The following is a 9,704-nucleotide window of genomic DNA, read 5'->3' as shown; positions in this document are numbered from 1 at the left end:
GCGGGCGGGTGTGAAACCGGCTGGATGTACCGCGCGGTCGAAGGTCAGGTGCATTACTGGTGGGTCGGTCTGGGCAACGTAATCGGCTCGACCATTCTGGCCTACTACTGGGATGACTTCGCCCCGGCGCTTGCCACCAGCTGGGATAAAGTGAACCTGCTCAACACCTTCGGTCCGCTCGGCGGCCTGCTGGTGACCTATCTGCTGTTGTTTGCCGCACTGATGCTCATCATTGGCTGGGAAAAACGTTTCTTCCGCCGTGCAGGGCTAACGCCTGCTAAGGAATCCGCATGAAAAATATCGTCCCTGATTACCGTCTGGACATGGTGGGTGAACCATGTCCCTACCCGGCTGTCGCCACGCTGGAAGCGATGCCGCAGCTGAAGAAAGGTGAAATTCTGGAAGTGGTGAGTGACTGCCCGCAGTCGATCAATAATATTCCGCTGGATGCACGTAATCACGGCTATACGGTGCTGGATATTCAGCAGGATGGGCCAACCATTCGTTATTTGATTCAGAAGTAACAGTTCGCCGGATAGCGTTGCGCTTATCCGGCCTACATTTTCTGCACGTTGTCCCTACACCTGCATGGACATCACTTCCTGATACGCCGACACCAGCTTGTTACGCACCTGAATCCCCATCTGCATAGAGACCGAGGCTTTTTGCATATCGGTCATCACATCATTCAGCGCAATGCCCGGCTCACCCAGGGTAAATTTTTCTGCCTGCACGCGAGATGCGGTTTGTACATCACTGATGCGGTCCAACGCCGCATGCAGCTGACCGGCAAAGCTCACGGTCGGTTGTGGCTGCATATCCTGCATCTTTGCTGACGTCGCCGTGGCCTGTAGCTGGCTGATGACCCCTTCAATCCCCTGTATTGCCGACATTCTGATCCCCTGGATGATTTTTTACGTAGCAGAGATTACCAGCTCGTCAATAAGATAAAGGCGCTAAATAACGATAAAAACCCCCGGTTTTTGGCGCATAGAAAAATTTAAAACCGCAAATAATGTGACGGTCAATTTTTCGAGTTTGCTGACCCGGGAGTGAGTCTTGTTCCACTTTGCAAAAAACGCCGTCCACGATAATCCACGAGGTGCGAGATGAGTGCGACAGCATCGACTGCAACCCCACTGAAACCTCTCGAGTGGTTAAATCGCCTGCGTGCGAATCCCAGAATCCCTCTGATTGTGGCGGGCGCGGCTGCCGTCGCGATCGTCGTGGCGATGGTCCTGTGGGCCAAAGCGCCAGATTACCGCACGCTGTTCAGCAACCTCTCCGATCAGGACGGGGGCGCCATCGTCACCCAACTGACGCAGATGAACGTGCCCTATCGTTTCACCGAGGGAAGCGGCGCCATCGAAGTTCCCGCGGATAAAGTACATGAGCTGCGTTTGCGTCTGGCCCAGCAAGGTCTGCCGAAAGGCGGCGCGGTGGGCTTTGAACTGCTGGACCAGGAAAAGTTTGGTATCAGCCAGTTTAGCGAACAGGTGAATTACCAGCGAGCACTGGAAGGCGAACTGGCCCGCACCATTGAAACGCTCGGACCGGTTAAACGCGCCCGCGTCCATCTGGCCATGCCGAAACCTTCATTATTTGTCCGTGAGCAAAAATCCCCTTCCGCCTCCGTTACCGTAAATCTGGAACCGGGTCGGGCGCTGGATGAAGGTCAAATTAGCGCGGTTACCCATCTGGTCTCCAGCGCCGTGGCCGGTTTACCGCCGGGTAACGTCACGCTGGTCGATCAGGCCGGTCATCTGTTAACCCAGTCGAACACCAGCAGTCGTGACCTGAACGATGCGCAGCTGAAATACGCCAGCGACGTCGAAGGCCGCGTTCAGCGTCGTATCGAATCGATCCTGTCACCGATCGTCGGTAACGGTAACGTCCACGCGCAGGTCACCGCACAGCTGGATTTTGCCAATAAAGAGCAAACCGAAGAACAGTACAGCCCGAATGGTGATGAATCGCAGGCTGTACTGCGTTCGCGCCAGCTCAACGTCAGCGAGCAGATAGGAAGCGGCGCACCGGGCGGCGTACCGGGCGCCCTGTCGAATCAGCCTGCACCGGCGAATACTGCGCCTATCAATACACCACCGGCTAATCAGCAAAATGCGCAAACCACGCAGACAGCCAATAACGCGAATACCGGCCCACGTAGTACTCAGCGCAATGAAACCAGCAACTATGAAGTCGACCGCACCATTCGTCATACCAAAATGAACGTCGGCGACGTGCAGCGTCTCTCCGTGGCGGTGGTGATCAATTATAAAACCTTGCCGGACGGTAAACCGCTGCCGCTGAGCGCCGATCAGATGAAGCAAATTGAGGATCTGACCCGCGAAGCCATGGGCTTCTCCGACAAGCGCGGCGATACCCTGAACGTGGTGAACTCACCCTTCACGGCAACCGACGACGCGGGCGGCGAGCTGCCATTCTGGCAACAGCAGTCCTTTATTGAGCAGTTGATGATTGCCGGACGCTGGTTACTGGTACTGCTGGTGGCCTGGATACTGTGGCGTAAAGCCGTTCGTCCGCAACTGGTCCGCCGTAGCGAAGAGGCGAAAGTCGCGCAGGAACAAACGCGCGTTCGTCAGGAAACCGAAGAAGCGGTAGAAGTTCGTCTCAGCAAAGACGAGCAGACCCAGCAGCGTCGTACGAACCAGCGCTTGGGCGCAGAAGTCATGAGCCAGCGTATTCGTGAAATGTCAGATAACGATCCGCGCGTTGTGGCGCTGGTCATCCGCCAGTGGATGAATAACGAACATGAGTAATCTTAGCGGCACCGATAAAAGCGTCATTTTACTGATGACCATTGGCGAAGATCGCGCGGCGGAGGTGTTTAAACATCTTTCCACGCGTGAAGTGCAGGCCCTCAGTACGGCGATGGCCAACGTGCGCCAGATTTCCAACAAGCAACTCACCGAGGTGCTGGCCGAGTTTGAACAAGAAGCCGAGCAGTTTGCGGCGCTGAACATTAACGCCAACGAATATCTGCGCTCGGTGCTGGTGAAAGCGCTGGGTGAAGAGCGCGCCTCCAGCCTGCTGGAAGATATTCTGGAAACCCGCGATACCACCAGCGGCATCGAAACGCTCAACTTTATGGAGCCGCAAAGCGCCGCCGACCTTATTCGCGACGAGCATCCGCAGATCATCGCCACGATTCTGGTACACCTCAAACGGGGCCAGGCGGCCGATATTCTGGCGCTGTTCGACGAGCGTTTACGCCACGATGTGATGTTACGTATTGCCACCTTCGGCGGCGTGCAGCCGGCCGCGCTGGCGGAGCTGACCGAAGTGCTGAACGGCCTGCTCGACGGCCAGAACCTGAAGCGCAGCAAAATGGGCGGCGTGAGAACGGCAGCAGAGATTATCAACCTGATGAAAACGCAGCAGGAAGAAGCGGTCATTACCGCCGTGCGCGAATTCGACGGCGAACTGGCACAGAAAATTATCGACGAGATGTTCCTGTTCGAAAACCTGGTGGACGTCGACGACCGCAGTATCCAGCGCCTGCTGCAGGAAGTGGATTCCGAGTCGCTGCTGATCGCCCTGAAAGGTGCCGAACAGCCGCTGCGCGAGAAGTTCCTGCGCAATATGTCGCAACGTGCCGCCGATATTCTGCGCGACGACCTCGCCAACCGTGGTCCGGTACGTCTGTCGCAGGTAGAAAACGAACAGAAAGCGATTCTGCTGATTGTGCGTCGCCTGGCGGAAACCGGCGAGATGGTGATCGGCAGCGGCGAGGATACCTATGTCTAACGACCTGCCGTGGAAAGTCTGGACCCCGGACGACCTCGCGCCACCGATGGCGGCGTTCGTGCTGGCCGATGACAGCAGCCCCTTGCCGACGGACGACACAGAAGAACCACAGCTGTCCGCTGAACAACAGCTTGAACAAAAGCTGGCACAACTGCAGTTGCAGGCGCATGAACAAGGCTATAACGCCGGCCTGGCTGAAGGTCGGCAAAAAGGCCATGAGCAGGGTTATCAGGATGGGTTAGCGCAGGGGCTGGAGCAAGGTCAGACGCAGGCCCGGGCGCAGCATGCGCCGATTCACGCCCGCATGCAGCAACTGGTGAGCGAGTTTCAAAATACGCTGGATGCTCTGGACAGCGTGATTGCCTCGCGCCTGATGCAAATGGCACTGGAAGCCGCACGTCAGGTGATTGGTCAGACGCCGATCGTCGATAACGCCGCGCTGATTAAACAAATCCAACAGCTGCTGCAGCAGGAACCGCTGTTTAGCGGCAAACCCCAACTGCGTGTGCATCCGGACGATCTCCAACGCGTGGAAGAGATGCTCGGCGCCACCCTCAGCCTGCACGGCTGGCGACTGCGCGGCGACCCAACCCTGCATCATGGCGGGTGTAAAGTCTCGGCCGACGAAGGCGATTTGGATGCCAGCGTCGCTACGCGCTGGCAGGAACTCTGCCGTCTGGCCGCACCGGGAGTCGTATAATGACCACCCGTCTGACCCGCTGGCTCACCTCGCTGGATAACTTCGAAGAGAAAATGTCGCTGCTGCCGTCGGTACGACGCTACGGGCGTTTGACCCGCGCCACCGGCCTGGTGCTGGAAGCTACAGGTTTACAGCTGCCGCTGGGCGCCACCTGCGTGATTGAGCGTCAAAACGGCAACGACACTCAGGAAGTCGAAAGCGAAGTGGTCGGTTTTAACGGCCAGCGTCTGTTTTTGATGCCGCTCGAAGAAGTCGAAGGCGTTCTGCCTGGCGCACGTGTTTACGCAAAAAACATTGCCGGTGAAGGCCTGCAAAGTGGCAAGCAGTTGCCGCTGGGCCCCGCCCTGCTTGGTCGCGTGCTCGACGGCAGCGGAAAACCCCTCGACGGTCTGCCTGCGCCCGACACCACGGAAACCGGGGCGTTAATTACACCACCGTTTAACCCGCTACAACGTACCGCCATTGAGCACGTGCTGGATACCGGTGTGCGGCCCATCAATGCGTTGCTAACCGTCGGTCGCGGCCAGCGTATGGGCCTGTTCGCCGGTTCCGGTGTGGGTAAAAGCGTCCTGCTCGGCATGATGGCGCGCTATACCCAAGCCGATGTCATTGTCGTTGGGCTGATTGGCGAACGTGGTCGTGAAGTAAAAGATTTTATCGAAAATATTCTCGGTGCCGACGGTCGCGCACGCTCGGTGGTGATTGCCGCCCCTGCGGACGTCTCCCCATTATTACGTATGCAGGGCGCCGCCTATGCCACGCGTATTGCCGAAGATTTTCGCGATCGCGGGCAGCACGTCCTGCTGATTATGGACTCCCTCACCCGCTACGCGATGGCACAGCGTGAAATCGCGCTGGCTATCGGTGAACCGCCCGCCACCAAAGGCTATCCGCCCTCGGTGTTCGCCAAATTACCGGCGCTGGTGGAACGTGCCGGGAACGGTATTCACGGCGGCGGTTCGGTTACCGCATTTTATACCGTGCTGACCGAGGGCGATGACCAGCAGGATCCGATTGCCGATTCCGCTCGTGCGATCCTCGACGGACACATCGTGCTGTCCCGTCACCTGGCGGAGGCGGGTCATTATCCGGCCATTGATATCGAAGCCTCAATCAGCCGTGCAATGACCTCGCTCATCAGCGAAAAACACTATGCGCGGGTGCGTAATTTTAAACAGCTGCTGTCCAGTTTCCAGCGTAACCGTGATTTAGTCAGCGTGGGTGCATATGCAAAAGGCAGCGACCCGATGCTGGATAAAGCCATCACCTTATGGCCGCAGCTGGAGGCATTTTTACAGCAAGGGATCTTTGAACGGGCCGACTGGGAAGATTCCCTGCAGGCGCTGGATCTGATTTTCCCTGGGGTGTGATTAAGCAGGAGAGCATAGGTCATGGCACAACATGGTGCACTGGCAACACTAAAAGATCTGGCTGAAAAAGAGGTCGATGACGCCGCTATCTTATTAGGCGAAATGCGGCGCGGCTGTCAGCAGGCAGAAGAACAGTTAAAGATGCTGATCGACTACCAGCACGAGTATCGCACCAATCTTAATAGCGATATGGGTCAGGGGATCACCAGTAACCGCTGGATCAACTACCAGCAATTTATTCAGACGCTGGAAAAAGCAATAGACCAGCATCGCCAACAGCTGAATCAGTGGACGCAGAAAGTTGACCTGGCGCTGAGCAGCTGGCGCGATAAAAAACAACGACTGCAGGCCTGGAAAACTCTACAGGACCGACAGACCACGGCGGCTTTACTGGCTGAAAACCGCCTGGATCAGAAAAAAATGGATGAATTTGCTCAGCGCGCAGCTATGAGGAAACCCGAATGATTACGTTACCCCAACTGATTACTACCGACACCGACGTCACCGCAGGGCTTCAATCAGGAAAGGCGGTTGATTCACCCGAGAATTTTTTAGCCCTACTGGCTGGCGCATTAGGCGCGGGCGACGCACAGGGAAAAGATGCCCCGCTGTCGCTGGCCGATCTTCAGGCTGCGGGTGGCAAACTGCAAAAAGGGTTGCTGCAAGCACAGGGCGATAACGGCCAAGCGGCGAAAATTACGGATCTGCTGGCACAAAAAGGCGGGATCACGGACGCGACACTTGCCGACCTGACCGATGCCCAGCAATTGCTGTCGGCACTCACGCCGTCGCTGAAGGTGAATACCCTGACGGCGACAGGCAAAGCCGCGCCACACGATGATAAGACCACCACGCTCAGCGATGAGGATCTGGCGAACCTGAGCGCGCTATTTGCGATGCTGCCGGGCCAGCCCATCACCACGCACGTCGGTGAAACCGCATCCGCCCCGGCAGACTCCACCCTGGCCACACTGTTGCGCGGCAATTCGTCCGGCGGGACGGCGGATAACCGCGTCGAACTAACTTCGGGTGAGGTGAAAAAAGGTAAAGCGGATGGCGCGATGCACGCCGCTGGCGTTGACCAGACACGTAATCCTACTTTAACCCCACTGACGGCGGCGGCAACCGCCCACGCGGAGATGGAAAGCACTCCGTCCCCGGTAAGCGTTGGCGCGGCAATTACGCCACCGGCTGGGGCGCAAACGCACGCGCAGCCGCTCCCTGCAGCCGCACCGGTGCTGAGCGCCCCGCTGGGTAGCCACGAATGGCAGCAATCGCTAAGTCAGCACGTCACGCTGTTCACCCGTCAGGGCCAACAAAGCGCGGAACTGCGCTTACATCCACAGGACCTGGGCCAGGTGCAAATCTCCCTCAAGCTGGATGACAACCAGGCGCAATTGCAAATGGTGTCACCACATAGCCACGTGCGTGCCGCGCTGGAAGCAGCGTTGCCGATGCTGCGGACTCAGCTGGCTGAAAGTGGGATCCAACTGGGGCAAAGCAGCATCAGCAGCGAAAGCTTCGCTGGCCAGCAGCAGTCTTCTGCTCAGCAGCAACAGGCGGGGCGCACTCAGGGACAAGACATTTTTGCCAGCGAAGATGACGCCGCTCTGGCCGCCCCGGCCTCGCTGCAAGCCGCCGCGCGCGGTGACGGCGCAGTAGACATCTTCGCCTAACGCCAGAGGTAGCATGATTATCCGCGTCTTTTCCACGCTTTGTCGGGGACAGGACACGGGATAATCAGCCCATAAGCTGTACCGAAACAGGAAGCCCGTATCTGATGACTGACTCCGCGATTAACAAAAAGAGTAAACGCGCTATTTGGATCCCTCTGCTGGTGTTAATTACCCTCGCCGCCTGCGCAACTGCGGGATATAGCTACTGGCGTATGCAGCAGCAGCCGTCCGCCAGCGTTAGCGCGGAACCGGCCCCACCGCCAGCCCCGGTTTTTTTTGCGCTGGATACATTTACCGTCAATCTGGGTGATGCGGATCGTGTGCTGTATATCGGGGTCACGCTGCGTATGAAAGACGAAGCGACGCGCGCGCGTCTGAGCGAATATCTGCCGGAAGTTCGCAGCCGTCTGCTGCTGCTGTTTTCGCGTCAGAATGCCGCCACGCTCGCCACCGAGCAAGGTAAACAGCAGTTGATCGCCGCCATCAAAGAGACGCTCGCGACTCCGCTCGTTGTCGGGCAGCCGAAACAGGTTGTCACCGACGTTCTTTATACAGCTTTTATTCTGCGGTAAAGACATGGGCGACAGTATTCTTTCTCAGGCTGAAATTGACGCATTGCTTAACGGCGATAGCGACACCAAAGACGAACCTATTTCCGGTATTGCAAACGAAAGCAATATTCGTCCGTACGATCCCAACACCCAACGCCGCGTTGTTCGCGAGCGTTTGCAAGCGCTGGAGATCATCAACGAACGCTTCGCGCGCCAGTTCCGGATGGGATTATTTAACCTGTTGCGCCGTAGCCCGGATATTACCGTGGGCGCGATCCGCATCCAGCCGTATCACGAGTTTGCGCGTAACTTACCGGTACCAACCAACCTGAACTTGATCCACCTGAAACCGCTCCGCGGTACGGGTCTGGTGGTGTTCTCGCCGAGTCTGGTGTTTATCGCCGTCGATAACCTGTTTGGCGGTGATGGACGCTTCCCGACGAAGGTGGAAGGTCGCGAATTTACGCATACCGAGCAGCGCGTGATCAACCGCATGCTGAAGCTGGCGCTGGAAAGCTACAGCGACGCCTGGAAAGCGATCAATCCGCTGGAAGTGGAGTACGTGCGCTCGGAAATGCAGGTGAAATTTACCAATATCACCACCTCACCAAACGACATTGTGGTGAACACGCCGTTCCACGTTGAAATTGGCAACCTGACCGGTGAATTTAACATCTGTCTGCCCTTCAGCATGATTGAACCGTTGCGCGAGCTGCTGGTTAACCCGCCGCTGGAAAACTCGCGCAATGAGGATCAGAACTGGCGTAATAACCTGGTGCGTCAGGTTCAGCATTCAGAGCTGGAGCTGGTGGCGAACTTTGCCGACATTCCGCTGCGTCTGTCGCAGATTTTAAAGCTCAAACCCGGCGATGTGCTGCCGATTGAAAAACCCGACCGCATTATTGCTCATGTGGACGGCGTGCCTGTGCTGACCAGCCAATATGGCACCGTAAACGGTCAGTATGCGTTACGCGTAGAACATTTGATCAACCCGATTTTGAATTCGCTGAATGAGGAACAGCCCAAATGAGTGACATGAATAATCCGTCCGATGAGAACACTGGTGCATTGGACGATCTGTGGGCTGACGCGTTAAATGAGCAAACAACGACTACGGCTAAAAGTTCGGTAGATGCGGTATTCCAGCAGTTAGGCGGCGGGGACGTCAGCGGTACACTGCAGGACATTGACCTGATCATGGACATTCCGGTCAAGCTGACCGTCGAACTGGGCCGCACTCGCATGACCATCAAAGAGCTGTTGCGCCTGACGCAAGGCTCCGTCGTCGCACTGGACGGTCTGGCGGGCGAGCCGCTGGATATTCTGATCAACGGTTACCTGATTGCTCAGGGCGAAGTGGTTGTCGTCGCAGATAAATACGGCGTGCGTATCACTGACATTATTACGCCGTCTGAACGTATGCGCCGCCTGAGCCGTTAATGATGAACACCCAGGCTACCGTCTCTCAGCCCGCCGCCGTTCCCGGCTCACCGCTGGTGCAGGTCAGCGGCGCGCTGCTGGGCATAATCCTGTTGATCCTCGCCGCGGCCTGGGTCATTAAACGCCTGGGTTTTGCATCCAAAGGGGCCGGTACACGCGGACTGAAAGTCACGGCCAGCACCTCATTGGGACCGCGCGA

At 57.2% G+C, this 9,704-nt stretch carries 12 protein-coding genes and 1 pseudogene; 12 read left to right on the top strand and 1 reads right to left on the bottom strand.

What is annotated here, in order from left to right:
• The coding region (locus FDW95_RS24015) for a YeeE/YedE thiosulfate transporter family protein (RefSeq protein ID WP_249359223.1) at positions 1–294 on the top strand (294 nt) is incomplete at its 5' end.
• Positions 291–524: a sulfurtransferase-like selenium metabolism protein YedF gene (yedF, locus tag FDW95_RS18440; RefSeq protein WP_000790504.1), complete on the top strand. Its 234-nt coding sequence runs from the start codon at positions 291–293 to the stop codon at positions 522–524. The genes FDW95_RS24015 and yedF, both read left to right, overlap by 4 nt.
• A gap of 54 nt (positions 525–578) precedes the next feature.
• Here the strand turns inward: yedF and fliE are convergent, their stop codons facing one another.
• Positions 579–893, bottom strand: coding sequence for a flagellar hook-basal body complex protein FliE (gene fliE, locus FDW95_RS18435; RefSeq protein ID WP_045444321.1), 315 nt, complete (start codon positions 891–893; stop codon positions 579–581).
• Between the two features lie 216 nt (positions 894–1,109).
• Here fliE and fliF point away from each other — a divergent pair, with 216 nt between their 5' ends.
• The 10 genes and pseudogenes from fliF to FDW95_RS23240 form a co-directional block, all read left to right on the top strand.
• Entirely contained in the window at positions 1,110–2,780 is a 1,671-nt protein-coding gene (gene fliF / locus FDW95_RS18430; protein ID WP_115258824.1) for a flagellar basal-body MS-ring/collar protein FliF, read from the top strand.
• Positions 2,773–3,768, top strand: a complete 996-nt coding sequence (gene fliG / locus FDW95_RS18425; protein WP_048211311.1) for a flagellar motor switch protein FliG — start codon at positions 2,773–2,775, stop codon at positions 3,766–3,768. Before fliF ends, fliG begins: the two co-directional genes overlap by 8 nt.
• A complete protein-coding gene (gene fliH, locus FDW95_RS18420) occupies positions 3,761–4,468 on the top strand; it encodes a flagellar assembly protein FliH (RefSeq protein ID WP_115258825.1) in 708 nt (235 codons plus the stop codon). The genes fliG and fliH overlap by 8 nt, the downstream gene beginning before the upstream one ends.
• Positions 4,468–5,838 carry a flagellar protein export ATPase FliI gene (gene fliI / locus FDW95_RS18415; RefSeq protein WP_115258826.1) on the top strand — a complete coding sequence of 457 codons (1,371 nt, stop codon included), beginning with the start codon at positions 4,468–4,470 and terminating at the stop codon, positions 5,836–5,838. The genes fliH and fliI overlap by 1 nt, the downstream gene beginning before the upstream one ends.
• A gap of 21 nt (positions 5,839–5,859) precedes the next feature.
• Positions 5,860–6,303 (top strand): flagellar export protein FliJ, encoded by a 444-nt coding sequence (gene fliJ / locus FDW95_RS18410; protein ID WP_115258827.1) that lies wholly within the window; start codon positions 5,860–5,862, stop codon positions 6,301–6,303.
• Positions 6,300–7,514, top strand: a complete 1,215-nt coding sequence (fliK, locus tag FDW95_RS18405; RefSeq protein ID WP_115258828.1) for a flagellar hook length control protein FliK — start codon at positions 6,300–6,302, stop codon at positions 7,512–7,514. Before fliJ ends, fliK begins: the two co-directional genes overlap by 4 nt.
• A gap of 104 nt (positions 7,515–7,618) precedes the next feature.
• A complete protein-coding gene (gene fliL / locus FDW95_RS18400; RefSeq protein WP_115258829.1) occupies positions 7,619–8,086 on the top strand; it encodes a flagellar basal body-associated protein FliL in 468 nt (155 codons plus the stop codon).
• Between the two features lie 4 nt (positions 8,087–8,090).
• Entirely contained in the window at positions 8,091–9,095 is a 1,005-nt protein-coding gene (gene fliM / locus FDW95_RS18395; RefSeq protein WP_115258830.1) for a flagellar motor switch protein FliM, read from the top strand.
• Positions 9,092–9,505, top strand: coding sequence for a flagellar motor switch protein FliN (gene fliN / locus FDW95_RS18390; protein ID WP_096757515.1), 414 nt, complete (start codon positions 9,092–9,094; stop codon positions 9,503–9,505). Before fliM ends, fliN begins: the two co-directional genes overlap by 4 nt.
• Positions 9,505–9,704: pseudogene (locus tag FDW95_RS23240) on the top strand (flagellar type III secretion system protein FliO); the annotation flags it as partial. The gene fliN and the pseudogene FDW95_RS23240, both read left to right, overlap by 1 nt.

The organism is Citrobacter sp. wls718, from assembly GCF_005280945.1.
Lineage (GTDB): Bacteria > Pseudomonadota > Gammaproteobacteria > Enterobacterales > Enterobacteriaceae > Citrobacter > Citrobacter gillenii.
Note: the sequence above shows the minus strand (reverse complement) of the source record. Positions and strands in the feature narration are given on the sequence as shown.

What these genes read in the sequence shown, in the direction of transcription:
- yedF (WP_000790504.1), top strand. Translation starts at nt 291, where the DNA reads ATGAAAAATATCGTCCCTGATTACCGTCTGGACATGGTGGGTGAACCA.
- fliE (WP_045444321.1), bottom strand. Translation starts at nt 893, where the DNA reads ATGTCGGCAATACAGGGGATTGAAGGGGTCATCAGCCAGCTACAGGCC.
- fliF (WP_115258824.1), top strand. Translation starts at nt 1,110, where the DNA reads ATGAGTGCGACAGCATCGACTGCAACCCCACTGAAACCTCTCGAGTGG.
- fliG (WP_048211311.1), top strand. Translation starts at nt 2,773, where the DNA reads ATGAGTAATCTTAGCGGCACCGATAAAAGCGTCATTTTACTGATGACC.
- fliH (WP_115258825.1), top strand. Translation starts at nt 3,761, where the DNA reads ATGTCTAACGACCTGCCGTGGAAAGTCTGGACCCCGGACGACCTCGCG.
- fliI (WP_115258826.1), top strand. Translation starts at nt 4,468, where the DNA reads ATGACCACCCGTCTGACCCGCTGGCTCACCTCGCTGGATAACTTCGAA.
- fliJ (WP_115258827.1), top strand. Translation starts at nt 5,860, where the DNA reads ATGGCACAACATGGTGCACTGGCAACACTAAAAGATCTGGCTGAAAAA.
- fliK (WP_115258828.1), top strand. Translation starts at nt 6,300, where the DNA reads ATGATTACGTTACCCCAACTGATTACTACCGACACCGACGTCACCGCA.
- fliL (WP_115258829.1), top strand. Translation starts at nt 7,619, where the DNA reads ATGACTGACTCCGCGATTAACAAAAAGAGTAAACGCGCTATTTGGATC.
- fliM (WP_115258830.1), top strand. Translation starts at nt 8,091, where the DNA reads ATGGGCGACAGTATTCTTTCTCAGGCTGAAATTGACGCATTGCTTAAC.
- fliN (WP_096757515.1), top strand. Translation starts at nt 9,092, where the DNA reads ATGAGTGACATGAATAATCCGTCCGATGAGAACACTGGTGCATTGGAC.